The organism is Verminephrobacter aporrectodeae subsp. tuberculatae, assembly GCF_026127385.1.
Lineage (GTDB): Bacteria > Pseudomonadota > Gammaproteobacteria > Burkholderiales > Burkholderiaceae_C > Acidovorax > Acidovorax aporrectodeae.
This window is the reverse complement of sequence record NZ_QZCX01000001.1, coordinates 1262861-1289469: the sequence shown is the minus strand read 5'-3', so window position 1 is coordinate 1289469 and position 26609 is coordinate 1262861. Positions and strand designations below refer to the sequence as shown.

26 protein-coding genes are annotated in these 26609 nt (G+C 67.0%); 14 read left to right on the top strand and 12 right to left on the bottom strand.

Annotated elements, in window-relative coordinates:
- Positions 1 to 70 precede the first annotated feature (70 nt).
- The 3 genes from D5041_RS05590 to D5041_RS05580 are packed head-to-tail and all read right to left on the bottom strand — an operon-like array spanning position 71 to position 4736.
- Positions 71 to 994: a dimethyl sulfoxide reductase anchor subunit family protein gene (locus tag D5041_RS05590; protein WP_265284060.1), complete on the bottom strand. Its 924-nt coding sequence runs from the start codon at positions 992 to 994 to the stop codon at positions 71 to 73.
- Positions 991 to 1791: a 4Fe-4S dicluster domain-containing protein gene (locus D5041_RS05585; RefSeq protein ID WP_265284059.1), complete on the bottom strand. Its 801-nt coding sequence runs from the start codon at positions 1789 to 1791 to the stop codon at positions 991 to 993. The genes D5041_RS05590 and D5041_RS05585 overlap by 4 nt, the downstream gene beginning before the upstream one ends.
- Positions 1788 to 4736: a molybdopterin oxidoreductase family protein gene (locus D5041_RS05580; protein ID WP_321162196.1), complete on the bottom strand. Its 2949-nt coding sequence runs from the start codon at positions 4734 to 4736 to the stop codon at positions 1788 to 1790. The genes D5041_RS05585 and D5041_RS05580 overlap by 4 nt, the downstream gene beginning before the upstream one ends.
- An 83-nt stretch (positions 4737 to 4819) precedes the next feature.
- On the opposite strand from D5041_RS05580, the gene D5041_RS05575 reads away from it, so the two are divergent.
- Complete coding sequence (locus tag D5041_RS05575; protein WP_265284058.1) at positions 4820 to 5743, top strand: LysR family transcriptional regulator; 924 nt, start codon at positions 4820 to 4822, stop codon at positions 5741 to 5743.
- A 26-nt stretch (positions 5744 to 5769) separates the two neighbouring features.
- Here the strand turns inward: D5041_RS05575 and D5041_RS05570 are convergent, their stop codons facing one another.
- From D5041_RS05570 to xsc, 3 genes are read right to left on the bottom strand one after another with little or no spacing between them, the layout of a single operon-like run.
- Positions 5770 to 6174, bottom strand: a complete 405-nt coding sequence (locus D5041_RS05570) for a phosphate acyltransferase (RefSeq protein ID WP_265284384.1) — start codon at positions 6172 to 6174, stop codon at positions 5770 to 5772.
- A gap of 53 nt (positions 6175 to 6227) precedes the next feature.
- On the bottom strand, positions 6228 to 6767 hold the full coding sequence (locus tag D5041_RS05565; protein ID WP_265284057.1) for a phosphate acyltransferase: 540 nt from the start codon (positions 6765 to 6767) through the stop codon (positions 6228 to 6230).
- A gap of 22 nt (positions 6768 to 6789) precedes the next feature.
- Positions 6790 to 8610 (bottom strand): sulfoacetaldehyde acetyltransferase, encoded by a 1821-nt coding sequence (gene xsc, locus D5041_RS05560; RefSeq protein WP_265258052.1) that lies wholly within the window; start codon positions 8608 to 8610, stop codon positions 6790 to 6792.
- 170 nt (positions 8611 to 8780) lie between these two features.
- Between xsc and D5041_RS05555 the strand changes: the two genes are divergently transcribed.
- The 12 genes from D5041_RS05555 (at position 8781) to D5041_RS05500 (ending at position 21538) form a co-directional block, all read left to right on the top strand.
- Positions 8781 to 9611: an IclR family transcriptional regulator gene (locus D5041_RS05555; protein WP_265284056.1), complete on the top strand. Its 831-nt coding sequence runs from the start codon at positions 8781 to 8783 to the stop codon at positions 9609 to 9611.
- Between the two features lie 28 nt (positions 9612 to 9639).
- A complete protein-coding gene (locus tag D5041_RS05550; protein ID WP_265284382.1) occupies positions 9640 to 10614 on the top strand; it encodes an AAA family ATPase in 975 nt (324 codons plus the stop codon).
- A gap of 11 nt (positions 10615 to 10625) precedes the next feature.
- Positions 10626 to 12344 carry a cobaltochelatase CobT-related protein gene (locus tag D5041_RS05545; RefSeq protein WP_265284055.1) on the top strand — a complete coding sequence of 573 codons (1719 nt, stop codon included), beginning with the start codon at positions 10626 to 10628 and terminating at the stop codon, positions 12342 to 12344.
- A 119-nt stretch (positions 12345 to 12463) separates the two neighbouring features.
- The gene (locus D5041_RS05540; protein ID WP_321162199.1) at positions 12464 to 12898 is read left to right on the top strand and encodes an IS66 family transposase; all 435 of its coding nucleotides are present in this window, start codon (positions 12464 to 12466) and stop codon (positions 12896 to 12898) included.
- Between the two features lie 342 nt (positions 12899 to 13240).
- Positions 13241 to 14779 (top strand): ABC transporter substrate-binding protein, encoded by a 1539-nt coding sequence (locus D5041_RS05535; RefSeq protein ID WP_265284054.1) that lies wholly within the window; start codon positions 13241 to 13243, stop codon positions 14777 to 14779.
- A gap of 111 nt (positions 14780 to 14890) precedes the next feature.
- Positions 14891 to 16003: a porin gene (locus tag D5041_RS05530; protein WP_265284053.1), complete on the top strand. Its 1113-nt coding sequence runs from the start codon at positions 14891 to 14893 to the stop codon at positions 16001 to 16003.
- A gap of 25 nt (positions 16004 to 16028) precedes the next feature.
- Positions 16029 to 16970, top strand: coding sequence for an ABC transporter permease (locus tag D5041_RS05525; protein ID WP_265258060.1), 942 nt, complete (start codon positions 16029 to 16031; stop codon positions 16968 to 16970).
- Positions 16970 to 17824: an ABC transporter permease gene (locus tag D5041_RS05520; RefSeq protein WP_265258061.1), complete on the top strand. Its 855-nt coding sequence runs from the start codon at positions 16970 to 16972 to the stop codon at positions 17822 to 17824. The genes D5041_RS05525 and D5041_RS05520 overlap by 1 nt, the downstream gene beginning before the upstream one ends.
- 33 nt (positions 17825 to 17857) lie before the next feature.
- Positions 17858 to 19048, top strand: coding sequence for an amidohydrolase/deacetylase family metallohydrolase (locus D5041_RS05515; protein WP_265284052.1), 1191 nt, complete (start codon positions 17858 to 17860; stop codon positions 19046 to 19048).
- On the top strand, positions 19045 to 20067 hold the full coding sequence (locus D5041_RS05510) for an ABC transporter ATP-binding protein (RefSeq protein ID WP_407702227.1): 1023 nt from the start codon (positions 19045 to 19047) through the stop codon (positions 20065 to 20067). Before D5041_RS05515 ends, D5041_RS05510 begins: the two co-directional genes overlap by 4 nt.
- A complete protein-coding gene (locus D5041_RS05505; RefSeq protein ID WP_010109713.1) occupies positions 20064 to 21044 on the top strand; it encodes an ABC transporter ATP-binding protein in 981 nt (326 codons plus the stop codon). The genes D5041_RS05510 and D5041_RS05505 overlap by 4 nt, the downstream gene beginning before the upstream one ends.
- 23 nt (positions 21045 to 21067) lie before the next feature.
- The gene (locus tag D5041_RS05500; protein WP_029554677.1) at positions 21068 to 21538 is read left to right on the top strand and encodes a RidA family protein; all 471 of its coding nucleotides are present in this window, start codon (positions 21068 to 21070) and stop codon (positions 21536 to 21538) included.
- On the opposite strand, the gene D5041_RS05495 is transcribed toward D5041_RS05500, so the two are convergent.
- Positions 21454 to 22380 (bottom strand): IclR family transcriptional regulator, encoded by a 927-nt coding sequence (locus D5041_RS05495; protein WP_265284051.1) that lies wholly within the window; start codon positions 22378 to 22380, stop codon positions 21454 to 21456. The genes D5041_RS05500 and D5041_RS05495 overlap by 85 nt on opposite strands.
- Positions 22381 to 22427: 47 nt before the next feature.
- Between D5041_RS05495 and D5041_RS05490 the strand changes: the two genes are divergently transcribed.
- Positions 22428 to 23627 (top strand): aminotransferase class V-fold PLP-dependent enzyme, encoded by a 1200-nt coding sequence (locus tag D5041_RS05490; RefSeq protein WP_265284050.1) that lies wholly within the window; start codon positions 22428 to 22430, stop codon positions 23625 to 23627.
- A gap of 265 nt (positions 23628 to 23892) precedes the next feature.
- Here D5041_RS05490 and D5041_RS05485 read toward each other — a convergent pair whose 3' ends face one another.
- From D5041_RS05485 to D5041_RS05465, 5 genes are read right to left on the bottom strand one after another with little or no spacing between them, the layout of a single operon-like run.
- Positions 23893 to 24771: an ABC transporter permease subunit gene (locus D5041_RS05485; RefSeq protein ID WP_265284049.1), complete on the bottom strand. Its 879-nt coding sequence runs from the start codon at positions 24769 to 24771 to the stop codon at positions 23893 to 23895.
- Positions 24764 to 25552: a taurine ABC transporter ATP-binding protein gene (locus D5041_RS05480; RefSeq protein WP_265284048.1), complete on the bottom strand. Its 789-nt coding sequence runs from the start codon at positions 25550 to 25552 to the stop codon at positions 24764 to 24766. The genes D5041_RS05485 and D5041_RS05480 overlap by 8 nt, the downstream gene beginning before the upstream one ends.
- Positions 25553 to 25571: 19 nt before the next feature.
- Complete coding sequence (locus tag D5041_RS05475; RefSeq protein ID WP_265284046.1) at positions 25572 to 25901, bottom strand: hypothetical protein; 330 nt, start codon at positions 25899 to 25901, stop codon at positions 25572 to 25574.
- A gap of 19 nt (positions 25902 to 25920) precedes the next feature.
- Positions 25921 to 26253 (bottom strand): hypothetical protein, encoded by a 333-nt coding sequence (locus D5041_RS05470; RefSeq protein ID WP_265284045.1) that lies wholly within the window; start codon positions 26251 to 26253, stop codon positions 25921 to 25923.
- 19 nt (positions 26254 to 26272) lie between these two features.
- Positions 26273 to 26605 (bottom strand): hypothetical protein, encoded by a 333-nt coding sequence (locus tag D5041_RS05465; protein ID WP_265284044.1) that lies wholly within the window; start codon positions 26603 to 26605, stop codon positions 26273 to 26275.
- Between the last annotated feature and the right edge of the window lie 4 nt (positions 26606 to 26609).

Here is a 26609-nt window from a genome sequence, read left to right as displayed (position 1 = left end):
AGCTTGGCCGCAACGCATGATGGACATGTTGCTGGCAGCGCATCGAGGCTGCGAACGGCCCACTGCCCGCTCAGGAAACCACCTGGTAGTACAGGTTCTGCGGGTGCTTTGCCTGGGCGAAGAAGAACCAGCGGTCCGCCACCAGGCCCGGCACCTGCACCAGAAGCGCCAGCACGAAGGCCAGGCCCGAGGCCGCCATGACACCCCACAGCAGCAAGGCCGTGGGCAGCGCGAAGCCCAGCACGATCAGGGCGAGCTTCACGTTCTTCAGGGCCAGCAGGCCCGCGTGATGGAAGAACTCGCGCGTGTTGAACGAGCCCGCCGACATGCCCATCGACTGCTGCACAAGGTTCGGCGCGCGGATGCCGGTGGCCGTCTGCAGGGTGGATTTGTGTTTCAGCGAGGCGTTGCGGCGCAACGCCAGGGTGCGGGTGATCCATGCGATCACGGTCACGGCCAGCGCCGCCGGGCCAGTCACCCGCAGCAGCTGCGGCTGGCTCCACGGCACGGCCATCGCACTCGCCAGGATCAGCCCCGACGAGAGGCCGATCAGCGTGAAGTTGACCAGCGTCAGCGGCTGCGCCCATTCCTGGATGAAGCGCAGGCAGGCGTAGATCATGGCGGTGCAATACCAGAGCAGCAACGCCACGACGATGGCCGCCAGCGGCAGCAGCGCGCCGTCGATGCCATTGCGCAAGGCCAGCCACCACAGCGCGACGATGGCGATGAAGGTCGGCAGCACGATCACCTCGCGCGACAGCCAGGAGGTGCGCCACATCATCGCGGCGCGCCACGCGCGTTCCGGGCGGCCCAGGTGGCCGAAGGACGCACCCAGGCCAATGAGCAGCATCGCCTCGGCCACGATCAGCGCGATGCTGATGAACGACGGCCCGACGGCCATCCCCGCCAGGCGCGCAAGCGCGAGCACCACGACGAGGCCTTGCGCGGCCCCGGCGATGGTGGTGAAGATGACGACGGAAAACGCCGGGTTCATCGCGCGCCTTCCACGGTTGGCTGCACCTTCGAGCTGCCGCCGGCCACGTCGGTCACGCGGCGCGGCAGGTACTGGTTGGCCGGGCGGGTTTCCCACTCCGGCATCAGCGAATAGCCGCCGCGCTCGCGGATCGCGATGGACGCCTCGGAATTCGGGTCCTTCACGTCGCCGAAGATGCGCGCGCCGGTCGGGCAGGCTTTCACGCAGGCGGGCCTGCGGTCTTCCCGGGGCAGCTTCTCGTCGTAGATGCGGTCGACGCACAGCGTGCACTTGGTCATCACCTGCCGCTCTTCGTCCAGTTCCCGCGCGCCGTACGGGCAGGCCCATGCACAGTACTTGCAGCCGATGCACTTGTCGTAGTCGACCAGCACGATGCCGTCTTCCTTGCGCTTGTAGCTCGCGCCCGTCGGGCACACGGGCACGCAGGGCGGGTCTTCGCAATGCAGGCAGCTTTTGGGGAAGTGGATGGTTTCGGTGAGCGGGTACGCGCCAGCCTCGTAGGTCTGCACGCGATTGAAGAAGGTGCCGGTCGGGTCGGCGCCGTAGGGCTTCTCGTCGGCCAGCGGCCCCGCGCTGCCGGAGGTGTTCCATTGCTTGCACGAGGTGACGCAGGCATGGCAGCCCACGCACACGTTCAGGTCGATCACCAGCGCGAGCTGCTTGGCCAGCGTTTCGCCCGGATCGGTCCGCACGCTGACCTTGCCTTCGCGCGAGACCGACACCGGCCGCACGCCCTCTTCCACCAGCGACAGCTGCGGCGGCGCGCCCGTCAGCAGGTCATTGAGCCACTGCATCATTTGCGGCGTCCTCCGGCGAAGTAGGTCAGCACGCTCGCGGCCTTGCCGATCACGCCCGGCGGGCTGGGCATGCTCGCGATCTGCGGGAAGCTTTCCTTGGGCTCCTGCGGGCCGGCGGGCCGGATGCGCACGCGCACGTCGTACCAGCCGGCCTGGCCGGTGATGGGGTCGGAGTTGCTGATGGTCGTGCCGCCGTGCGCATTCGCGAAAGGCAGTTCCTCGGTGATCAGGTGGTTCAGCAGGAAGCCCTTGCGCGCTTCGTCGGACCCGGGCGCCAGTTGCCAGGCACCGTCGGCCTTGCCGATGGCGTTCCACGTCCAGACCGTGCCAGGCTCGACCGTTTCGCTGTAGCGCAGCATGCAGCGCACCCTGCCCCACTGGCTCTCGACCCAGCACCAACCGCCGTCCTCGATGCCCGCGCCCCGGGCGGTAATGGGGTTCACGTGCAGATAGTTGTGGCTGTGGATCTGGCGCAGCCATGCGTTCTGCGAATCCCACGAGTGGTACATCGCCATCGGCCGCTGCGTCAGCGCGTTGAGCGGATAGGCCTCGCGGTCGGTCACGCCGTCTTCGAGCGACGGATACCAGAAGGGCAGCGGATCAAAGTAGGTGTCGATGCGCTCGCGCAGTGCCTCGGGCGGCTGGCGCCCCTGCGTCTTGCCCTGCGCGGCCAGGCGAAAGCTCTGCAGCGTGTCCGAATACAGCGCCAGCTGCACCGGATCGTTGCGCTGACGCCAGCCCTTGTCCTTGGCGAAGTCCAGGTACTCCCGGTTCCAATTGCGCATGTAGTGCATGGTCTCGGGCATGTGGTGCTGGAACACGCAGTTGTTCTGCGCGTAGGCCTCCCACTGCTTCGGATTCGGCTCGCCCTTCAGATGCTCCGTGCCGTCCTTGCCGCGCCAGCCCATCAGAAAGCCGATGCCCGGCTGCGGCTGGAAGTTGACGACGAAATCCGGGTAGTCGCTGAATTTGCGCCCGCCCTCGGGCGTGGTGAAGGCCGGGAATTTGAGGCGCGACGCCAGCTCGATCAGCACTTCCTGGAAGGGCTTGCACTGGCCGGTGGGCTCGAGCACCGGAATGCGCACCGAATCCACCGGCCCGTCGAACTCGGAGATCGGCCGGTCGAGCATGCCCATCACGTCGTGGCGTTCGAGGTAGGTGGTGTCGGGCAGCACCAGGTCGGCAAAGGCCACCGTCTCGCTCTGGAAGGCGTCGCACACCACAAGAAAGGGAAGCATGTACTCCCCCTTCTCGTCCTTGCGGTTGAGCATCTCGCGCACGCCCATCGTGTTCATGCTCGAGTTCCACGCCATGTTGGCCATGAAGATCAGCAGCGTATCGATGCGGTACGGGTCGCCCCTGACCGCGTTGGTGATCACGTTGTGCATCAGCCCGTGCGCCGACAGCGGGTGCTCCCACGAATAGGCGTGGTCGATGCGGATCGGCGAGCCGTCGGGGTTGATCGCCAGCTCGTCCGGATTCGCCGGAAAGCCCAGCGGCGCGGCGTTGAGCGGCGTGTCCGGCCGGATCATCTCGGGCGAGTTGAAGGCCCGGTAGTTCGGCACGATGTGGCGCGGGTACGGCGCCTTGTGGCGAAAACCACCCGGCGCGTCGATGGTGCCCAGCACGCTCATCAGCACGGCCAACGCGCGGATGGTCTGAAAGCCGTTGGAATGCGCCGCCAGCCCGCGCATCGCGTGGAAGGCCACCGGTCGGCCCTGCGTGCTCGGGTGCACCTTGCCCCAGGCGTCGGTCCAGGGAATCGGCATCTCGAAGGCCTGGTGCAGCGCCGTCTCGCCCATCTCGCAGGCCAGCTTGCGGATGCGCCCGGCGTCGATGCCGGTGATGGCCGCCGCCCACTGCGGCGTGCAGTCGGCCACGCGCTCGCGCAGCAACTGAAAGGATGGCGCGACGCGCGTGCCGTCGGCCAGCGTGTAATGGCCCTCCAGCGCGGGGTCGCAGCCTTCGCCGATGCCTTCGGGGTACGCCGCCTTCACGGTGCCGTCGGCGCGGTCCCAGATCAGCTTGTTGTGCGGATGGCGGCCATCGCCCGGCGGGCCGCGTTCGGGGTCGGGATCGAAGGCGAACAGCCCCTCGCGCGCGCCCTCGTCCAGCACCACGAGTTGCGGCGCGTTGGTGAAGCGCTTGAGAAAGGCGTGGTCGATCAGGTCGCTGCCGATCAACGCGTGCAGCAGCGCCATGAAGAGCGCGCCGTCGGTGCCGGGCTTGATGGGAATCCACTCGTCGGCGATGGCCGAGTAGCCGGTGCGCACCGGGTTGATCGAGATGAAACGCCCGCCATCGCGCTTGAACTTGCTGATGGCGATCTTCATCGGGTTGCTGTGATGGTCCTCGGCCGTGCCGATCATCACGAACAGCTTGGCGCGCTCCAGGTCAGGCCCGCCGAATTCCCAGAAGCTGCCGCCGATGGTGTAGATCATGCCTGCGGCCATGTTCACCGAGCAGAAGCCGCCGTGCGCCGCATAGTTGGGCGTGCCGAACTGGCGCGCGAACAGGCCGGTGAGCGCCTGCATCTGGTCACGCCCCGTGAACAGCGCGAATTTCTTGGGGTCGGTCGAACGGATCCTGCCCAGGCGCTCCGTCAGGATCTCGAAGGTGCGCTCCCAGCTGATCGGCTCGAACCCACCGGCGCCGCGTTCGCTGCCCGGCTTGCGCAGCAGCGGCTGCGTGATGCGTGCCGGCGACACCTGCTTCATGATCCCCGACGAGCCCTTCGCGCAGATCACGCCCTTGTTCAGCGGGTGCTCGGGGTTGCCGTCGATGTAGCGCACCTGCGGGCCGTTCTCGCCCTCGCGCAGATGCACGCGGATGCCGCAGCGGCAGGCGCACATGTAGCAGGTGGTGGTCTTGACCGTTGTCTCGTCGGTCGGCGTCGGGGCCTCGAGTGGGTCGTGAATCGGCTCGCGCGAGAGGAACTTGAACACGGGCGGTCCTTCGGTTCTTTTTTATGGGGCGCGCCCATCCTAGGGATTTCTATCAAACAAAAAAGCGGAGAATATTTCTCATCATGACCCAAAAAATCGATCACCTGCCGGACGCGCGCCTGCGCCTGAATCTGCGCCAGCTCGAAGTCTTCGTAGCCACCGCCCGCGAGGGCTCCACCCGCGCGGCCGCGGCGCGGGTCGCACGGTCGCAGTCCGCCGCCAGCGCCGCGCTGGCCGAGCTGGAGGCCGTGCTGGGCGTAAACCTGTTCGACCGCGTCGGCCGGCGGCTGCTGCTCAACGAGAACGGCCACGCCTTGCGCGCCAAGGCCGGCGCGCTGCTGGAGCACGCCGCAGAGATCGAGTCGCTGTTTGCCAGCGAGCACCCGGCGCCGCTGCGCATGGCGGCCAGCTTCACCATCGGCGAATACCTGCTGCCTGACCTGGTGGCCGGCTGGAAGGACGCGAACCCCGACAGCCAAGTTCGGCTGCAGATCGGCAACACCACGCAGGCCATCGAGGCCGTGGCGGGCTTCGACGTCGACCTGGGTTTCATCGAAGGCTCGCAGACGCGCCCGGACCTGACGACGCAAGGCTGGCTCAGCGACGAGCTGGCGATCGTGTCGTCACCGACGCACCCGCTCGCGGGGCAGGTCGCAGGGCTGCGCCAGCTGCGCGAAGCCGACTGGGTGCTGCGCGAGCGCGGCTCGGGCACGCGCGAGGCCGCCGACCGCTGGCTGCTGGAGCACCTCGGCCGCCTGAACGTCGGCTTCGAGCTGGGCAGCACGGAGGCCATCAAGCAGTTCGTCGCGCGCGGCGTGGGCCTGGGATGCGTGTCACGCTATGTCGTGGCCGAGGCCATCGCGCAAGGCTGGCTGGTCGAGGTGCGCACCCGGCTGCCCAAGGCGCTGCGGCACCTGGCCATCGTCACGCATCGCGACAAGCACCTGGGGCGCAGCGCGCTGGCCTTCATCGACCACTGCATGCAAGCGGCGCGCCAAGCCCACTGAATGCGCTGTCGCGCGGATTCGAAGGGTCAGCGCGCGCGCGGCATCGCCAGCACGGCCAGGGCCACCGACGCGATCCGCGCCAGCAGCGAATCCGAGCGCGACGTCAGCACGATGGGCACGCGCGCGCCCAGCACCAGACCCGCGCACTCGCCGCCGCCGACGTAGTTGAAGCTCTTGTAGAGCATGTTGCCGGCATTCAGATCGGGCACGACCAGCAGGTCCGCATCGCCGCTGACTTGCGATTCCATCTTCTTGATGCGCGCGGCCTTGGCGCAGATGGCGTTGTCGAAACCGCAGGGGCCTTCGACGAGTGCGCCGGGCCATGCGCCCGCCTTCGCCGCATCCACCAGGGCCTGCGCATCCAGCGTTGCCGGAATCGCCGGGTTGACCCACTCCACCGCCGCCAGGATGCCGACCTTGGGCTGCGCGATGCCCAGCCGCTGAAGCAGGACGACCGCATTGCCGAGGATTTCGTGCTTGGTCTTCAGTCCGGCGCAATGTTGACCACGCAGTCCGCCAGGCCCAGCAGCTTGGGATAGCGCGGCAGGTCGAACAGGAAGACGTGGCTGATGCGGCGCGCGCCGCGCAGGCCGGTTTCGCGGTCAACCACGGCGGACATCAGTTCGTCGGTGTGCAGCGCGCCCTTCATGAGCGCGCTCACGCTGCCTTCGCGCGCCAGCGCGACGGCGCGGCGTGCGGCCTCGGCGGGCGCCGCGTCGGCGCGGGGCCCACCCGCAGAACCCGGCTCACCGGCGGTGTCGACGATCTCGAAGCGCGCGATATCGATGCCAGCCGCCAGCGCCGCCTGGGCGATGGCTGCGCGCGGGCCGACGAGCACCGGCAGCGCAAGTTGGGCGTCGATGATGCGCGCCGCCGCGCCGATGGCCGCGCTGTCGCACGGGTAGACCAGCGCGATGCGCTGGGGCGCGTCGGCCGCGCGCTCACGCGCCCGACGAACCAGGTCGTCGAGCCGTGGATGCGTGGCCGGGGCGCTTGTCGTTTCTGCGAGAAGCGCTGAAGTCATGGCAGTGACCGTCAGCGCGGGCTCAGACGTAGTCCTTGTACTTGTCCAGGAAGCGCACGGGCTTGGCCAGCGCGTCGCGGCGGAACGGGTCGCCCAGTTCCCGTGTGCACATGATTTCGATGACGCAGGTCTTGCCTTCGTTCATCTGCATGTCGATGGCTTTTTTGAGCGCCGGGCCCACGTCTTCCAGCTTGTCGACCACGATGCCTTCGGCGCCCATCGACTTGGCGATGCCGGCGAAGCTCTCGCTCTCCAGTTCGCCCGCGACAAAGCGGCGGTTGTAGAAGTCAACCTGGTTCTTCTTCTCGGCGCCCCACTGGCGGTTGTGGAAGACCACGGCCGTCACCGGAATGTCGTGCCGCACGGCCGTCATGATTTCGACCATGCTCATGCCCCAGGCACCGTCGCCGGCGTAGGCCACGGCGGGGCGGTCGGGCGCCGCGCACTTGGCGCCGATCATGGTGGGCAGCGAGTAGCCGCAGTTGCCGAAGCTCATCGGCGCGAAGAAACTGCGCGGCTCCTCGAAGCGCAGGTAGCTGTTGGCCACGGCGTTGATGTTGCCGATGTCGGTGGAGACCATCACGCGCGGCGGCATGGCCGTCTCCAGTTCGCGCAGCACTTGGCGCGGGTGCAGGTAGCTGCCGCCGGTCGGCGTCTTCTCGCCCTTGGCTTCTTCGATGGCGTCCAGGCTGAAGGGATCGCGCTCATGCGTCCACTCGTCCAGTTCCTTCTCCCAGGCGTCCTTCTCGGCCTGGATGGTCGCGGCGCGTTCGGCCTTGGTGGCGTCGCAGGCCAGCGTCCGGCCTTCGAGCCGCTTCAGCAGCGCCTTGGCCGTGGCCTTGGCGTCGCCGTGGATGCCGACGGTGATCTTCTTCACCAGACCCAGGTTGGTGTGATCGGCTTCCACCTGGATGATCTTCGCGTCCTGGGGCCAGTAGTCCATGCCGTGCTGCGGCAGCGTGCCGAAGGGGCCCATGCGCGAGCCCAGGGCGATGACCACGTCGGCCTGCGCGATGAGCTTCATCGCCGCCTTCGAGCCCTGGTAGCCCAGCGGGCCGGCCCACAGCGGATGGCTGGCGGGGAACGAGTCGTTGCGCAGATAGCCGTTGGCCACGGGCGCGCCCAGGCGCTCGGCCAGGGCCTTGCATTCCTCCACCGCGTCGCCCATCACCACGCCGCCGCCAGACAGGATGACCGGGAACTTGGCCGTGGCCAGCAGATCGGCCGCGGCCTGCAGGCTCTGCTCGCCGCCGGCGCTGCGTTCGATGCGCATCGGTTTCGGGATCTCGCACTGGATCTCGCCGTAGAAGTAGTCGCGCGGAATGTTCAGCTGCGTCGGCCCGTTCTCGGAGATGGCGCGGTCGAAGCTGCGCGCCGTGAACTCGGCCATGCGCTTGGGGTTGACGACGTGGCCCTGGTACTTGGTGAACTCCTGGAACATCGGCAGCTGGTTGGCCTCCTGGAAGCCGCCCAGGCCCATGCCCATGGTGCCGGTTTCGGGCGTGATCATCACGACCGGGCTGTGTGCCCAGTAGGCCGCCGCGATGGCCGTGACGCAGTTGCTGATGCCGGGGCCGTTCTGGCCGATCACCACGCCATGGCGGCCCGACACCCGCGCATAGCCGTCGGCCATGTGCGCCCCACCCTGCTCATGCACCACCGGAATCAGGCGGATGCCGGCCGGCGCGAAGATGTCCATCGCGTCCATGAAGGCCGAGCCCATGATGCCGAACATGTCGCTCACGCCCTGGGCCACCAGCGTCTCGACGAAGGCTTCGGAAGGCGTCATCTTCTGCACGCCGCTGACGACGCAACGTTCGATGGCCGTGGGTTGCCGGGTCATGAGAGTGTCTCCTTCGGTCTCTGGTGGCGGGATGGGGTGGAAAAAGGTGGAACTACAGGTTCCGATTTCTTGTTGATCGCGAATATAGGCCGCTCCGGCGTGCGCGTCAAACAAATCTAAAAAATCGGAACGCCATGTACTGTTTTCGCATCTGGCTATGATCGGCAGCCATGAAGATCGTCAAGAGTGCCAAGCCCGAAGCGCGCGCCGAGGGCGTCGAAACCGGCGCCGACACGCCGGCGATGCGGCTGTTCTCGCTGCTGGAAACCATCGCCGCCCGGGACCGGCTCTACGCGCTGCAGGGCCTGGTCGAAGAGACCGGCCTGCCCAAGCCCACGCTCCATCGCATGCTTCAGCAGCTGGAAGCCGGCGGCCTGCTGCAGCGCGAGGTCGATGGCCGGCACTACGGCATGGGCACGCGGCTGCGGCGACTGGCGGAAAACCTGCTGCTCAATGACAGCCTGCATGGCGCGCGGCATGCCGTGCTGCGGCGCCTGGTGGAGGAAGTGGGCGAAAGCTGCAACATCACGGCGCTTTCGGGCAGCGAAGTGGTCTACCTGGACCGCGTCGAGACCGTGGCGCCGCTGCGCTTCCATCTGCATCCGGGCTCGCGCGTGCCGGTGCATTGCTCGGCCAGCGGCAAGATATTTCTGGCGCAGATGGACGCCGCGCAGCGCCGCCGTCTGCTGGCCAACGGTACGCTGGAGGCCTGCACCCCGAAGACGCTGACGAACCTGGCGCAGATCGAGCACGAGATCGCCCGCGTTCGAAAGGACGCCTTCGCCATCGACAACGAGGAGTTCCTGCCCGGCCTGCTGTGCATCGCCATGCTGGTGCCCAGCGCCAGTGGGCCGTCGAACCTGTGCCTGGCCGTGCAGGCGCCGGTGATGCGGCTGAACCTGGCCAAGGCGAAGACGCTGATTCCGGCGCTGCAGCGCGCCGCCCAGGCGCTGAGCCGGATCGCCGTAGACGCCGATCCCGACAGCCGCGTGCAGGCCTGAGCCCGTGCAGACACCCAAAGACGACACCGTGACCGACACCGCCGACCTTCGACCCGACCGCCTGCTGAGCGTGCGCGACACCTTCGGCATCGACAGCGACCTGCAGGTGCCCGCTTTCAGCGAGCGCGATGCGCACGTGCCCGGGATCGACAGCGTCTACCGCTTCCAGCCCGACGTCACGCTGGCCATCCTGGCGGGCTTCATGCGCGACCGGCGCGTGATGGTGCAGGGGCTGCATGGCACCGGCAAGTCCACGCACATCGAGCAGGTCGCGGCGCGCTTGAACTGGCCGTGCGTGCGGCTCAACCTCGACGGCCACATCAGCCGCCCGGACCTGGTGGGCAAGGACGCCGTCGTGCTGCGCGGCGGCCAGCAGGTCACCGAGTTCCAGGAAGGCATCGTGCCCTGGGCGCTGCAACGCCCGGTGGCGCTGATCTTCGACGAGTACGACGCCGGCCGGCCGGACGTGATGTTCGTCATCCAACGCATCCTGGAACGCGACGGACAGTTCACACTGATGGACCAGAACCGCGTGCTGCGCCCGCACCCCTTCTTGCGCTTGTTCGCCACGGCCAACACGGTGGGCCTGGGCAACCTCAACGGCCTGTATCACGGTGCCCAGCGCCTGAACCATGCGCAGATCGACCGCTGGAACATCGTCGCCTCGCTCGACTACCTGCCGCCCGAAGAAGAGCTGGCGATCGTGCAGGCGCGCGTGCCTTCGTTGGCCAACGATGCGGGCACGGTGCTGATCCGCGCGATGGTCGCCGTGGCCGATCTGACCCGCAAGGGCTTTGCCGCGGGCGACCTTTCGACGCTGATGTCGCCGCGCACCGTGATCACCTGGGCCGAGAACGTGGAGATCTTCAAGGACCCGACCCAGGCCTTCCGGCTTTCCTTCGTCAACAAGTGCGACGAGGCGGAACGCCCGCTGGTCGCCGAGTATTTCCAGCGCTGCTTCGACCTTGAGTTGAAGGAATCGCACCAGCTCTGCCCCCCCTGACGCCACGGCCCATGAGCGACGGTCAGCAGCGCATCCGGCAACAACAGCGCGTGGCCGAACTCTGCGCGGGCGTGGTGCGCGCCGTCAGCGGTGAGCGCGACTTGCACTTTCGCGGGCCGCGCCTGCACCGGGGCCGCGAGCCGCTGCCCTGGTTCGCGCCGCACCTGCATCCGTCAGCCGACACCGACGACTTCGGGTCCTTTCGCGGCGTGGCCGACGGCCTGGCGCTGCGCATCGCGGGCTCCGATGCGGCGCTGCACGCGGCGCTCAAGCCCGAGCAAGCCATCGAGCGCTTCATCTTCGAGATGCTCGAGCAGTTCCGCGTCGAAGCGCTGGCACCCGAGGCGATGCCGGGCATGGTGCGCAACCTGCGGCATCGGCACGCGCAGTGGTCACTGGCCTTGCACCACTCGGGCATGACCGGCACGGCGCGCGGCCTGCTGATCTACACCGTCGCGCAGATCTGCCGGGCGCGCGTCACCGGGCAGCAGGTGGTCGAGCAGACCGAAGACATGCTGGAAGCCACCCGATTCTGCCTGTCGCCAGTCATCGGCCATGCGCTGGCGGGCCTGCGCCGCGACCGCGCCGACCAGGCCGCGTACGCGATGCACGCGCGCGACATCGCGCGCACCGTGGCCGGGCTGCTGGCCGACGCAGCCGACGACGGCGAAGACCGGCGCGATGGCGCCGACACCGACACGCGGCGCGGCCTGTTCAGCCTGGTGGCCGACATGGACGCGGAGATCGTCGAGCGCTTCACGGCCGCGCATGCCGGACGCAGCCGCGTGCTGGACGATGCCAGCGGCGTCTACCGCGTATTCACGACTGCCTACGACCGCGAGCAGGACGCCGGCACGCTGGCGCGCAAGGAGGTGCTGGCCGCCCACCGCGAGCGCATCGACCGCCGCATCGCCGCGCAGGGCGTGAACGTGGCGCGGCTGGCGCGACAGCTGCGCGCGCTGCTGACCGACCCCACGCGCGAGGGCTGGGATGGCGGCCAGGAAGAAGGCCACATCGACGGCCGCCGGCTGGCGCAACTGATCGCGTCGCCGACCGAGCGACGGCTGTTCCGCAGGGAGCGGCAAGAACCCGTGGCGGACTGCGCGCTGACCTTCCTCATCGATTGCTCCGGCTCGATGCAGGAGCACGCCGAATCGGTGGCCATGCTGGTCGACGTGCTGTCGCGCGCCCTCGAACAGGCAGGCGTGACGAGCGAGATTCTGGGTTACACCACCGGCGCGTGGAACGGCGGCCGCGCGCGGCGCGACTGGCAGCGCGCCGGCCGCCCGCCGCACCCCGGGCGCCTCAACGAGCGCTGCCACATGGTGTTCAAGGCCGCCGCGACGCCCTGGCGCCGCGCACGGCCGGCCATCGCTGCCCTGCTGAAGGCGGATCTGTTTCGCGAAGGGATCGACGCAGAAGCCGTCCACTGGGCATGCACCCGCCTGCTCGCACGCGGCGAAGAACGCAAGGTGCTGCTGGTCGTCTCAGACGGCTCGCCGATGGACAGCGCCACCGAACTGGCCAACGACGCCCACTACCTGGAGCACCACCTGCGCGATGTCGTCGCGCGCCACGAACAGGCCGGCCGCATCGGGATCGGCGGCCTGGGCGTGGGGCTGGACCTGAGCCCCTACTACCGCCACAGCCAGGTGATCGACGTCGCCGCATCGACCGGCAATGCGGTCTTCGCGGAGATCGTGGCGCTGATCGCGCAGCTGCGGCGCTGAAGACCGACGAAAGACGCGCGGACAGCAAGGCCAGCGCCGTCTGCGCGAGCTGACCTTCTTGGCCCAGAGCAGTGGCCAAGCTTGACCGCAACGCATGATGGACATGCTGCTGGCAGCGCATCGAGGCTGCGAACGGGCTCGCACACAGGGAATCACTGCGCCAACTGCTGCGTTGGATAAGACGCTATCGTGCCCTGTTGGATGAGGGGCAAGCGCTCAACCCGCAACGCGTCAAGGAGCCGGGCAAACGCGGACGGGCCAAGCAGTCGGATGCGTTCAATTTGCTGCGACACCTGCGCGATCATGAGCAAGAGGTGCTGCGCTTTGCGCGTGACCTGTCGGTGCCTTTCACGAACAACTTGGCCGAGCGGGTCATCCGGATGTCCAAGGTCAAGCAAAAAATCTCGGGTTGCTTTCGCACCTTTGCCGGAGCGCAAAGCTTCTGCACGATCCGCTCCTATCTGGACACTGCGCGCAAGCATGGGGTTGGCATGCTTGAGGCATTACGGGCGGCGTTCAATGGCGCTCCTATGGAGTTTGTCGGTAGCGGCTGAATAGTTACGACGATTCCAGGTTCCGACCACCACCACAACATCATGGGGCTGGAAGAGACCTGGCTGCGGCTGATCGATTTCGCGCCGAGTTCGGCGCTGCCGGAGCCGAAGGTGGCGTGAGCAGCGGCCCCGCGGAGACCAGATTGGCGCCGTCTCGCTGCTGACTGGTTGCCGCGGCAGCTCCTGAAATCATCCCTGCAGAGCGGGAATCTCCAACGGGCGGGCCTCGGACTCAGGCCTCGCAGCAATCGGGTATGCCCCTATACACAAGGCACGGCTGCTCGTTAACATACAACTCAATTAAGTATGTAAATACGCAATAACGGAATAAAAGGCTGTCACATGATCTCGAGGAAATCGCTCCTGGGCGTCGCCGCCTTCTGCGCGGCCTGGCTCATTTCACCCCAGGGGGTCGTTGCGCAGCAACGCGGTGGGGTGCTCAGCGTGGCCACGGTCGGCGAACCGCCGACGCTCGACCCGATGGCCTCCACGGCCGACCTGGTGGGCATCGTCACGCAACACATATTCGAGACGCTGTACACCTTCGACAAGACTTGGCATGTCACGCCACTTCTTGCCGAGAGCCTTCCTGAAGTCTCCGCGGACGGCAAGGCCTACAGCATCAAGCTGCGTCAGGGCGTCAAGTTCCACAGCGGGGAAACGATGACGTCGGCCGACGTCGTGGCCTCGCTCAAGCGCTGGAGCGACGTAGCCTCGCGCGGGAAGCAGGCGGCCGCCCGCATCGACAAGATCGAAGCCGCCGGCGCCAATACGGTCCGCATATCGCTGAAGGCCCCTTATGCACCGCTGCTTGCCCTGCTCGCATTCAACAACTCGGCCGCGGTGGTGATGCCTGCCGGCAAGCAGGCCGTCCCACTGGGAGACCCCATCGGTACCGGGCCCTATAGGCTCAAGGAGCGAAAGGCGGACCAATACATCCAACTGGTGCGCTTCGACGGCTATCAATCGCGCACCGGCGACGCGGACGGCTATGGCGGGGCACGCAAACAGTACCTCGACGAGATCCGCTTCGTGCCGGTGCCGGACCCGAACACCCGGATCGAGGCGGCCGTTGCCGGACAGCACGGCTTTGTCGACGCACTGCCCGTCGAAGCGTACGACCGGTTGAAGAATCAGAAGGCGAGCGAACCGGTATTGGTCAAGCCCTTCGGGTATCCGGTGTTCGTGCTGAACACCAGGCAGGGATCGACGAGCAGTGCGGACGTTCGGCGTGCCATTCGCACCGCATTGAACATGGAAGACCTGCTGGCGGCCGCCTTTGGCAGCAAGGAGTTCTACGCGCTCGACGGAGCGATCTATCCCAAGGGCCATGCCTGGCACACGATGGCCGGGGTCGAAGGCGCCTACAACATCGGCGATCCCGAGAAGGCCAAGGCGCTGCTGAAGAAAGCCGGCTACGACGGCAAGCCGATCCGCATCTTGACCAGTCGGCAGTATGAGTTCCACTACAAGATGGCGCAGGTGGCCTCCGAATACCTGAAGCTTGCCGGCTTCGCGATCGATCTGCAGGTGGTCGACTGGGCCACGCTGACACAGCGCCGCAGCAATCCGGCGTTGTGGGACATCTACATCACCCACAGCCCGTTCCTGCCGGAGCCGGCGCTGATCGGAGCGCTGTCGGAAAACGCGCCTGGCTGGTGGGCCACCCCAGCGCGCAAGAGCACGGTTGACGCGTTCGTCGGCGAGATCGACCACCAGAAGCGCGGCGCGCTGTGGGCAGAGGTGCAAAAGACCATCTACGCCGAAACGCCCTTCATCAAGATCGGCGACTTCAATTCTCTTGCGGCCCAGTCGCGAAAACTGGGCGGCGTAGCGGCTGCACCCTGGCCGTACTTCTGGAACGCCTACCTCAAGAACTGAGTTCCTGCGCAGGCAACCCCCAGGGAAGCCCGCATTCCACCGTTCGACCGGACCGACCCGCATGAGGCCGACTGGCGAAGCCTTGTCCAATTTCTCCAAGGAAGAGAGAGCATGAAAAAAGTTGTTGTGATGTTGGGGGCGTACGCCCTGATCGGACTGGCTTGTGCGCAGTCGAAATGGGATCTGTTTGGCGTCATCGACCTGAATTTACGGAAGGTGGAGAACGGCAATCTGAGTGCCGTCAGCATGGGGCAAGGCACCGTCAATGCCAGTCGCCTTGGCTTTCGCGGCGAGGAAGATCTTGGCGGCGGCCTCAAGACTGCCTTCTGGCTCGAGCACGGCTTCAATCCCGACACGGGCTCGGCGCTCAGCGCCACCCAGTTCTGGAACCGCCGCTCGACGCTCAGCCTGCTGAGCAATCTGGGCGAGGTGCGACTCGGCCACGACAACACGCCAGGCTACTGGAACCTGATCGTCTTCGACCCATTCGGCGGAGGCGGTGTCGGATCCGTCATCAACGCATTGAACGCCGGGGCCTTCTCCACGCCGCTGAACTCCGGCGCCACCACCATCTCGCGCTCCGACAACGGCGTCGGGTACTTCCTGCCGTCCGGCCTGGGCGGGGTGTACGGCCACCTGCAGTTGACTGCCGCCGAAGGCGTTGCAGGCGCCAAACACACCGGCGCGCGCCTGGGCTACGCAGCGGGGCCCATCAATATCGCAGCCAGCTACGGCAACACCAAGATCGCCAACAGCAAGGACTTCGACATCTACAGCATGGGAGCCACCTGGAGCTTCAACAGACTTAAGCTGAGCGCGCAGTACATCGACATGAAAACGGGCATGGTCAGCCGCTACCGTGCCGATGGCGGCCAGCACACTGCCCTGGTGGGCGCCACGGTGCAGGTCGGCGCCGGCCAGATCAAAGCCGCCTATACCGAGGGACGCGGCAACGGCTACTACGACACCCTGCGCACCAAGCAATTGGCCCTCGGCTACGTGCACAACCTGTCCAGGCGCACGGCGTTGTACACCTACGCAGCGCGTGTGCAGAATAAAGGTGGCTCCGGCTACATCGTCGGGCCCGTACCGAGGGTCACCGCGGCCAGCGTCGACCCTGCTGGCACAGTGACGACCAGCAGCATGGCCCCCCAGGACGCGTCCGGCCACTACGTTCCCAAGACCTCGCGCGGCATCGAGTTCGGCATCCGCCACAGCTTCTGAGCGCGCGCCTCGCCCTCGCACAAGCATGGTCCGCTACATCCTTCAGCGTTTTCTCGGCATGCTCGCCGTGATGTTCATCGTGGTGACGGTGGTGTTCGTCATCGTGCGCATCGCGCCGGGGGATCCGGCGGCCGTGATGCTGGGCCCCGACGCCACGCCGGAGGACGTCGCCACCCTGCGCGGCCAGCTCGGCCTGGACCGGCCGCTTGCCGTCCAGTACGCCGTGTTCCTGGGCCAGGTGGTGCGCGGCGACCTGGGGCGCTCCATCTTCCTGGGCATCCCGGCCATCACCGCCGTGGCGGAGCGCGCCGAACCGACCTTCCTGCTGACGGTACTTTCCATCCTGGTGGCCTGCGCCATCGCCTTGCCGGTCAGCATCCTTGCAGCCTGCCGGCGAGGGTCGCTGTTCGATCAGGTGGCCACCACCATGGCCATGCTCGCCGCCAGCATCCCGAGCTTCTGGCTGGGCCTGGTGTTGATGCAGATCTTCGCCGTCAAGTTCGGCGTGTTCCCGGTTTCGGGCTATGGCGGGCCGGATGCCTCCTTCCTCACGCGGCTGCAGCACCTCGTGCTGCCCGCGTTGTCGCTGGGCGTGGTCTCGTCCGCGATCATCCTGCGCTTCACGCGCGCCAGCATGCTCGATGTGCTCGGCGAGGACTACATCCGCACCGCCCGCTCCAAAGGCATGTCGGAGTTCCGCATCGTCATGCGGCATGCGTTGAAGAACGCGCTCATTCCCATCATCACGGTGGTCGGCCTGACCTTCGCGCTGCTGATTTCCGGCGCAGTGGTGACCGAGACCGTGTTCGGCCTGCCCGGCGTCGGCAGCCTGGTCGTCTCCGCCGTGCTGCGGCGCGACTATGCGGTCATCCAGGCCGCGCTGCTGGTCGTCGCGGGCCTGTATGTGTTGATCAACTTTGCAATCGACATGCTCTACCTCGCTGTCGATCCCCGAGTGAGGTACTGATGCGTTCGCCGAGCAACGGACAAACGTCCTTCGTCAAGCTGCTGCTGAAGCGCCGCACCATCGTGCTCGGCCTGGCGATCATCTTGGTGATCGCCGTTCTGGCCTTGCTGGCGCCGCTCATCGCGCCCTACGCGCCCAACAAGCTGTCCATCGTCAACCGGCTCAAGCCGATGGACGCGACCTTCTGGTTCGGCACCGACGAGTTCGGCCGCGACGTGTTCTCACGCACGATCTACGCTGGGCGCCTATCGCTGGTGGTGGGCGCCGCGGTGGTCTGCCTGGCCTCGGTCATCGGCGTCACGATGGGCACCCTGGCAGGCTTCTTCCGCCGCATCGATCCCCTGGTGGGCCGCATCATCGATGCGATGATGTCCTTTCCGGACATCCTGCTGGCCATCGCGCTGGTGGCTGCGCTCGGACCCTCGCTCAGCGCCGTCGTCATCGCGCTGGGGATCGTGTATGCGCCCCGCATGGCGCGCATCGTCCGCGCATCGACCCTGGTCATCAGCGAACTGCCCTATGTCGAGGCGGCACGGGCGCTCGGCGTGTCGACGCCGCGCATCATGACCCGCCACATCCTGCGTAACCTGATTTCGCCGATCCTGGTGCAGGCGACCTTCATCTTCGCGCACGCCATGCTGGCCGAGGCGGGCCTGTCCTTCCTGGGCCTGGGCGTCAGCCCCGAAGTGCCCACCTGGGGGACCATGCTCGCGTCCGGCCGGCAGTACGTGGGCCAGGCCGACTGGATGACGCTGTTCCCCGGCGCGGCCATCGTGCTGGCGGTGCTGTCCCTCCAACTGGTCGGCGACGGCATGCGGGACTTGCTCGATCCACGGCTCAGAAAGGACCTTTAAGCGATGACTCACACATCTTCATCCGCGCAGCCCTTGCTCCTGACGAATGTCCGGCCGGTGGCTTTCGCCGCCGCGCCGGCCGGCGGGCCATTGGACATCCTCGTCGGGACCGACGGGTGCATCGCCGCGGTAGGCAGCGGCCTGCCCGTACCCGCCGGCGTGCGGCAGATCAACGGCAAAGGCACGTGGATCTCCCCGGGCTGGATCGACCTGCATGCCCATGTCTGGCGCGGCGGCACCGATGTCTCGATCGACCCCTCGCAGTGCGGCCTCGCGTGCGGCGTCACCACGATCGTCGATGCGGGATCGGCCGGCGAGGCCAGCTTCGCCGGGTTTCGCGAGTTCATCATCGAGAAGTCGCGCGAGCGCGTGCTGGCCTTCCTGAACATCGGCTCGATCGGCCTCGTCGCCTGCTCCCGCGTGAGCGAGCTGATCGACGTGCGTTCCATCGACATCGACCGCACCATCGCCTGCGTCAATGCGCATCGCGACGTCATCGTCGGCATCAAGGTGCGCTCCAGCGGATCGATTTCGGGAACCTGGGGGCTGACGGCGCTCAAGATCGCCAAGAAGGTGGGCAAGCTGACGAACCTGCCGCTGATGGTGCACGTTGGCGAACCGCCGCCGCTGTACGACGAGGTGCTGGACGTGGTGGGCCCGGGCGACGTGATCACGCATTGCTTCAACGGCAAGGCGGGCGGCTCGCTGAACGACGACGAACTGATCGAACTGGCCAAGCGCTGCGCGAACGAAGGCGTGCGGCTCGACATCGGCCATGGCGCCGCTTCCTTCTCGTTCCGAACCGCCGAGCTGGCCATCCAGCGCGGCCTGCTGCCCTTCTCCATCTCCACCGACCTGCATGTGCGCTCGCTGGAGCGCGGGGTGTGGGACCTGGCCACGACCATGTCGAAGCTGCTCGAACTGGGCATGCCTTTCGAAGCGATGGTGAACGCCGTGACCAGCGGTCCGGCCTCGGTCGTCGGGCTGCCGACGCAGGTTCGGCTCGAAGCCGGCACGAAGGCGGAGTTCACCCTGTTCGATCTGGTGGATGGCCGGCTCGACGTGGTGGACGCGATGGGCGCCCGCGCCACCTTGCGCCGGATCGTCGAGCCACGCTGGGCCGTGCTCGGCGCCGAGGCCCTTGCGGCCAGCCGGCTGCAGCCGCCGCCGCACGAAGCGCCCAACTTCACCTGCATCCATTGCGGCGGAGCACAGAAGCCGTGAGCACGGACCTCGAACCAGGCGTCGCCCTGCGGGTCGACACCCTGCGCACGCACTTCGAACTGGGCGCCACGGTCGCCAAGTCGGTGGATGGCGTGAGCTTTTCCGTGCGGCAGGGCGAAACCGTGGCGGTGGTCGGCGAGTCGGGCTCCGGCAAGTCGGTGACCAGCCTGTCGGTGATGCGGCTGCTCGCCCATCCGGGGCGCATCGTGGGCGGCCACATCCTCTATCGCAAGCGCGACGGGGCGGTGGTTGACCTGGCGCAGCTCCAGCAAAAGGAGATGCGCGCCATCCGCGGCCGCGAGATCGCGATGATCTTTCAGGAACCGATGACCAGCCTGAATCCGCTGTTCACGGTGGGCGATCAGATCGGCGAGATGATCAAGGTGCACGAAAGCATCGGACGCAGCGCCTTGCAGGCGCGCGTCAGGCGCATGCTGGAGCTGGTGGAGATACCGTCGGCCGAACGGCGCATGGGCGAGTTCCCGCACCAGATGTCCGGTGGCATGCGCCAGCGCGTGATGATCGCGCTGGCGCTGTCGTGCAATCCGGCCTTGCTGATCGCGGACGAACCCACCACCGCGCTCGACGTCACGATCCAGGCCCAGATCCTCGACCTGATGCGCCGGCTGCAGGCCGAAATGGGCCTGTCGATCCTGTTCGTCACGCACAACCTCGGCGTGGTCGCCGAGATCGCGCACCAGGTGGTGGTGATGTATGCCGGGCGGGTTGTCGAGCAGGCGCCCGTCGACCCGCTCTTCGAGCACCAGCGGCACCCCTACACCCGGGGGCTGTTGTCCTGCATTCCGGATGCGCGGCGCGATCGCAACGCCCACGGCGAGCGCTGCCGGCTGAACCCCATTCCGGGGAGCGTGCCGAGCGTCACCGCGTTGCCGCCCGGTTGCAGCTTCGCATCCCGCTGTCCATTCAAGGTGGACCGCTGCATCAAGGAACCGGCACCCACACTGGTCGAGGCCGGCCCCGATCACCTGTCCCGCTGCTGGAGACACGAGGCACTATGACGGCCCACCAGAACGAACCCGGCCCGGATGCCCTGCTGACGGTCGAGGGATTGTCCAAGCACTTCCCGGTTGCCAACGGCGTGGTCAAGGCAGTCGATGGAGTCAGCTTCAAGGTCCAGCGCGGCAGCATTGTCGGTCTGGTCGGTGAATCAGGCTCCGGCAAGACGACGGTGGGCCGCTCGCTGCTGCGCCTCATCCAGCCCTCGGGCGGGCGCGCGTTGTTCGACGGCGCCGACCTGTTCGCCCTGTCCAACGCCGAAATGAGGGCCTATCGCCGACGCTTGCAGATCGTCTTCCAGGACCCCTACTCCAGCCTCAACCCGCGCCTTCGCGTCGAGGACATCCTGGGCGAGGCCATCGACACGCACGGACTCGCCAAAGGGGCGGCGCGCAAGGAGCGCATCAGCGAGTTGCTGGTGCAGGTCGGCCTCGCCGCCGAACACGGACGCCGCTTCCCGCACGAGTTCTCCGGCGGCCAGCGCCAGCGCATCGGCATTGCGCGCGCGCTGGCGGTGCAGCCGGAGTTCATCGTGGCGGACGAGCCGGTCTCCGCGCTCGATGTCTCAGTGCAGGCCCAGGTGCTCAACCTGCTGCAGGAACTGCAGGCCGCCTACGGGCTCACGATGCTCTTCATCACCCACGACTTGTCGGTGGTCGAGTACCTGTGCGACCAGGTCGTGGTGATGTACCTCGGGCGCGTGATGGAGCAGGGGCCGAGCCGCCAGCTGTTTGCCAACCCGCGCCATCCCTACACGCGGGCGCTGTTGTCGGCCTCGCCGGTGCCCGATCCGAAGGCGCGGCGGCAGCGCATCGTGCTGCAGGGCGACATTCCCAGCCCGTTCAACCCGCCGTCGGGTTGCGTCTTTCGAACACGCTGCCCGCACGCGATCGACGCCTGTGCCCAAGCGGTGCCTGCGGCCCAGACCTTGGGCGCGGACCACGTCGTGTCCTGCATCCGCCAGGCCGAACTGGCCTGATCGAGTCATCAACCCCTGTCTACATGTCCCTTCCAAATCCCTACGAGCGCTTGCAAGCCCTGGGTATCGTGCTGCCCGAGCCGCCATCGCGGATCGCCAATTTCGTCAGCCACGTCCAGATCGACAAGCTGCTATTCCTGTCAGGACAAGGTCCGCTGGAAGCCGATGGCAGCAAGCACACCGGCAAGGTCGGCACGGAAGTCAGCGTGCCCGACGCCTACCTGCATGCGCGGCTGACCGGCGTCAATCTCATTGCCGTGATGCACACCGCACTGGGTGACCTGCGCCGCGTGCGCCGCGTGGTGAAGCTGCTGGGCATGGTCAACGCGGCGCCCGATTTCGACTCGCACCACAAGGTCATCAACGGCTGCTCCGACCTCTTCGTCGAGGTGTTCGGCCTGAGCGGGCGTCACGCGCGGTCGGCAGTCGGCTTCAGTTCCTTGCCCGGGAACATCACCGTCGAGGTCGAAGCCATCGTTGCGGTGGATCCTTGAGCGCCGATCGTGTTTTCCTCGATGCGCTGCGCGGCCGCCCGCACCGCCGCCCCATAGCGCGCGCCGTCGCTGGTCGCCTTGTGCTCGGGCAGCACGATGGAAATCGTCGCCACGCAGACCCCCTCCCGGTCACGGATCGGCGAAGCAATGCAGGCCACCGAGAAATCCGATTCACCCACCTGGATCGACAGCCGTTGCCGATAGGCCTCCCCCGCGGCATGGGCCAGCGCAGCAGCGTCGATTGGCGCGCGTCCCGTCGGCGACGGCTTGGCGCAGCGCTGGAACAGCTTGACGCGTTCGTCGACCGGCAGATGGCCAATCAGCAGGCGCCCGGAGGCGGTCCAATTCAGGGGCATGCGCGTGCCCGCGCTCGAAGTCACACGAAAGTGCCCCGGCCCATCGGCGTTCGCCAGCACGACCATGTCGTCGCCATCGCGGCCGCACAACTGGACGGTCTCGCCGGCCTCGCGGCACAGGATGTGAACCTCGCGCATTGCCACATCCAGGAAGTCGAGCGTGTGGGTATAGGCCAGCCCGTAGAAGTACAAGCGCGACCCCAGCCACACCGTACCATCGGCGTGGCGGGTCAGCAGTTGCTTGTCGACAAGTTCGTCGACGATCGCGTAGGCAGTGGACAAGGGCACGCTGATCGCGCGTGCAATGGCGTAGGCACCGGCCGGCGCCCCGCTGTGCTGCAGATGGTCCAGCACCTGCACCGCGCGCTCGATGGCGCCCACACGCGTCCGACGGGTCGGGCCGCCCGCCGGTGCTTCTTCGTCCCCGAGTCCGGGCTTGGAGGAAGTGGTTCTCAAATGATCCGCATTCATACGCAATTCTGGCATGCAATCTTTTATTCAGTCTGCCATGAGGCCTTTCGTCCCACTTCATCATGAAGAATCTTGACATCCACCGTCAGTTCGGCCTGCGCCGGGTCATCAATGCCAACGGCACCATGACCTACCTGGGTGCCTCCTCGGTCGTGCCGGCAGCCATCGAGGCCATGTGCGCCATCCTTCCCGAGTTCGTGGAAATGGACGCACTGCAAGCCAAGGCCAGCCGGGCCATCGCCACTGCTTGCGGATCGGAGGCAGGCTTCGTCACCTCCTCGTGCGCTTCCGGCATCGTGCTGGCCGTGGCCGCGGCCATGACCGGCCCTGACCTGGCCGCCATCGAAAGGCTGCCGAACGCCGGCGGACTCAAGAACGAGGTGCTCATTCTGGCCGGCCACCAGGTCCATTACGGCGCGCCCATCGAGCAGGCCATTGCCCTGGCCGGCGCCAGGGCAGTGCCGGTCGGACAATCGACCTTCGCGCGGCGCCATCAACTGGAGGGCGCAATCGGCGCGCGCACGGCCTGCGCGCTGTACGTGGTCTCGCATCACGCCGCCCAGTACGGCATGCTGCCGCTGGATGAATTTGCCGCCGTCTGCCACGCGCGCGGCGTACCCGTGATCGTCGATGCAGCCTCGGAGTACGACCTGCGGGGCTTCCTGGCCCAAGGCGCCGACGTTGTCCTGTACTCCGCGCAGAAGTTCCTGGGCGGCCCGACAGCCGGGATCGTCGCCGGCCCCAAGGCCCTCATCCGCAGCGCCTACCTCCAGAACCTCGGCATCGGGCGCTGCATGAAGGTGGGCAAGGAAGGCATCGCCGGCACCATCGCGGCCCTGCAGGCCTGGGCAACGCGTGACCACGCGGCCGTACGCCAGCGCGAAACCGAGCACCTGGCCCTGTGGCAATCCGCCCTGGAGCAACGCCCCGGCGTCAGCACGGCGATCGAGCCAGATCCCACCGGCAATCCGCTGGATCGCCTCAAGCTGACGGTGGATCCCGCCAAGGCGCTCATCACGGCCTGGGATCTGGCCGACGCGCTGGAAAGGGGAGAGCCCGCTGTCAGCGTGCGCGATCACGAGGTGGAGCACGGCTACTTTTTCCTGGACCCCTGCAATCTGCGAGGGGACCAGGCACAGGTCGTGGCCAGGCGCATCAACGAAGAACTCGAACGCGCGCTGCTCGCCCCGGCCATCATTGCAACGTCGCTGGAGCAGCGCCGCCAGCGGCGCTTCGACGCGCTCTCACGCTGGCCCGACTGAGGGGATGCAGGCCCAATCGAAGATCCCCTGTGACTGTTCAGCAGGGCAATCGCGCTATCTCATCCCCCTGAGTCCCCCGCCCCGAAAAGGGCAAATTCGCGACAGGACGGCAGCATCAGCGCACGCCTCTTGCGCCGTCGCATGCTCATGCGCTCAGTGGTTTCGTCACTGGCCTGGCGCAGCAAGTTCAGGGCGCCTCCCGCAGCCGCGGGGGTTTTTTTGTGTGCGCGGCTCGGGCCGCCGCTGCTCGTCTGTCTTCCAAAGGCTACATGCGCCCCTTCCAGGGCACCAGCCGCCGCTCCATCCAGCGCATCAGCAGATCGAACAGGTAGGCCACCACGCCGATGACGATGATCCCCATGATCACGATATCGGTGCGCAGGAAGTTGGATGCGTTCAGCACCATCTGGCCCAGGCCCACGTTGGCGGCCACCATCTCGGCAGCGACCAGCGTGGTCCAGCCGAAGCCGATCGCGATGCGCATGCCCACCAGAATGTCTGGCAGCGCCGACGGCAGGATCACATGGCGGATCACCTGCATGTAGCTCGCGCCCATCGAGTACGCGGCGTTCATCTGTTCCTGCGACGCGCTGCGCATGCCCGAGCGCGCAGCCAGTGCCAGCGGCGCGAAGCAACTCAGAAAGATCAGCAGCACCTTGGGCAGTTCGTCAATGCCGAACCAGATGATGATGAGCGGCAGGTACGCCAGCGGCGGCAGCGGGCGGTAGAACTCGAGCGGCGGGTCGAAGATGCCGCGCGCCCAGCGGCTCATGCCCATGGCGATGCCGACCGGAATGGCCGCGGCGCAGGCCAGCAGGAACGCCGAGAACACGCGCAACATGCTGGCCAGAAAGTGCTGCCACAGTGGCTTGTCGTTGGCCTGGCCAGTCAGGTACTCGTAGAACTGCTGAAACACCGCCCGCGGCGAGGGCAGGAACAGTGGCTTGATCCAGCCGATGTTGGTGACCACGGCCCACAGCACCAGCAGCGCCAGCACCGTGACCACGCTGATGGTGCCGCTGGAGCCTTCGCCCGGCACCTTGAATGAACTGGTCCTGAGCTTGGCCCCCTTGGCAGGTGCGGCCGAAGCGTCGGGTTGCGTCGCGGGTTTCACGGCGACAGGGACGGTGATCGCGTCAGGCATGGGCGGCTTCCCGGTGATGAATGACGGACAGCACTTCTTCGCGCATGCGGATGAATTCGGGCTCGGACTTCACCTTGCGCGAATCGCCGTGCGCCAGAAATTGACGCGAGAACGGAACCTCGTCGCAGACGTGCGAGATGCGCCCGGGGCTGGGGCTCATCACGATCAGGCGCGTGGCCAGGAACAGCGCCTCTTCGACCGAGTGCGTGATGAAGAACACCATCTTGTTCGACTTGGACCAGGCCTTGAGCAGAATTTCCTGCACCTGCTCGCGCGTGAACGCGTCGAGCGCGCCCATGGGCTCGTCCATCAGCAGCACGGCGGGGTCGCTGGCCAGCGCCCGGGCGATGCCCACGCGCTGCTGCATGCCGCCGGACAGTTCGTACACCGCGCGGTCGGCGTACGGGGTCAGCCCGACGAGGCCGAGCTTCTCCTCGGCCACGCGGTCGCGCTCCGCGCGGCCCATCCCGCTGAGCCGCAGGCCCAGCGCCACGTTGTCGCGCACGTTCAGCCACGGCATCAGCGCGTGCTTCTGAAACACCACGCCGCGGTCGACGCCGGGGCCGACCACGGGCTTGCCGTCGAGCAGGATGTCTCCCGAAGACGGCGTCAGGAAGCCGGCGATGCTATTGAGCAGTGTGGTCTTGCCGCAGCCCGAGGCACCGAGCGCAACGACGAAGTCGCCGCCGTGCATCGTCAGATTGACGGGCGCCAGGGCCTGCAGCGTGCCCCCCTTCACCGCGTAGTTGACCGTCAGTTCCCGGATGTCGAGCGTTGGCATGGTCGTCCCGTTCGGCGGCTTACTTGCCCATCGCCTTGTCGACGCAGGTCGTGGTCACGAAGGCGCTGTCGTCGGGCCTGACTTCCTGCACGCGCCCCTGCTCCTTGAGGAAGGCCGCCGTGCCGGCCATCGCCTTGGCCGCGCCACCTCCCAGCCACGTCGGCGACACCTGCTCGGCCATCGTCGGGAAGCGGTACAGGCGCATCACGGGCAGCACATCCTTCGGATCGGCCTTGGTCCATTTCGCCATCGCCTTGAGTGCATCGTCAGATTGGGGCGCCAGGGCCTGCAGCGTGCCCCCCTTCACCGCGTAGTTGACCGTCAGTTCCCGGATGTCGAGCGTTGGCATGGTCGTCCCGTTCGGCGGCTTACTTGCCCATCGCCTTGTCGACGCAGGTCGTGGTCACGAAGGCGCTGTCGTCGGGCCTGACTTCCTGCACGCGCCCCTGCTCCTTGAGGAAGGCCGCCGTGCCGGCCATCGCCTTGGCCGCGCCACCTCCCAGCCACGTCGGCGACACCTGCTCGGCCATCGTCGGGAATCTGTACAGGCGCATCACGGCCAGCACATCCTTCGGATCGGCCTTGGTCCATTTCGCCATCGCCTTGAGTGCATCGTCAGATTGACGGGCGCCAGGGCCTGCAGCATGCCCCCCCTTCACCGCGTAGTTGACCGTCAGTTCCCGGATGTCGAGCGTTGGCATGGTCGTCCCGTTCGGCGGCTTACTTGCCCATCGCCTTGTCGACGCAGGTCGTGGTCACGAAGGCGCTGTCGTCGGACTTGACTTCCTGCACGCGCCCCTGCTCCTTGAGGAAGGCCGCCGTGCCGGCCATCGCCTTGGCCGCGCCACCTCCCAGCCACGTCGGCGACACCTGCTCGGCCATCGTCGGGAATCTGTACAGGCGCATCACGGGCAGCACATCCTTCGGATCGGCCTTGGTCCATTTCGCCATCGCCTTGAGTGCATCGTCAGATTGACGGGCGCCAGGGCCTGCAGCGTGCCCCCCCTGCACCGCGTAGTTGACCGTCAGTTCCCGGATGTCGAGCGTTGGCATGGTC